The 569-nt window shown below is 53.1% G+C and carries 1 protein-coding gene; it reads right to left on the bottom strand.

From position 1 onward, the window contains the following. Positions 1-20 precede the first annotated feature (20 nt). Entirely contained in the window at positions 21-236 is a 216-nt protein-coding gene (gene rmf, locus GYA94_RS26335; RefSeq protein WP_003248687.1) for a ribosome modulation factor, read from the bottom strand. Positions 237-569 lie beyond the last annotated feature (333 nt).

Genomic DNA, 569 nt, shown 5'->3' with positions numbered 1-569 from the left:
ATCGAATTCAGTGTCCTCGATCAGCCTACGGCGTGATTTTCGTTGAGTCTATGGATGCCAGCGGTGCCAGTCATTCCGTCCCAGTTATCGCCGCGACCTTCACGCCAGCCGTTGATCCAGGCTTGGCGAACAGAAGGAAGATTGAACGGGCAAAGTTCGCGGGATTTGCCGGTGACCCCGTATTGGTAGCCACGTGAATATGCTCTTTCCAACGGATCACGCTTAAGTCTTCTCATAGGGTGTTGCCCTCACTTGTTGACTGTAATGTCCCGTCGACCTCTCCGAGGCCGGGCAGAGTCTTTCTGCCGGTTTGCGCTCGCTGCCGGCGTCGCGAGCTGAATGTGCCGCCTCGTTGCGAAGCGGCCTGAGACCAGTTCTATCGAATGCGAGTCACGGTGTGAATGATCGATTTGTCATAAGGACGTAACGTTTGTGAGGGTGTGGGGATAAGTAAAGAAATGCGACTCAACCTTGTTTAGCGTTGAGCCCGCTACGATCGGGGTTTTCCGATCATTGACGTCATTTTGCCAGCGTCACTCAAGGAACAGAGAAATAATTTGAAATGCGAC

The organism is Pseudomonas juntendi, from assembly GCF_009932375.1.
Classification (GTDB): Bacteria; Pseudomonadota; Gammaproteobacteria; order Pseudomonadales; family Pseudomonadaceae; genus Aquipseudomonas; species Aquipseudomonas juntendi.
Note: the sequence above shows the minus strand (reverse complement) of the source record. Positions and strands in the feature narration are given on the sequence as shown.

Excerpts from the sequence above, each read along its gene's own strand:
- rmf (WP_003248687.1), bottom strand. The coding sequence starts at position 236 with ATGAGAAGACTTAAGCGTGATCCGTTGGAAAGAGCATATTCACGTGGC.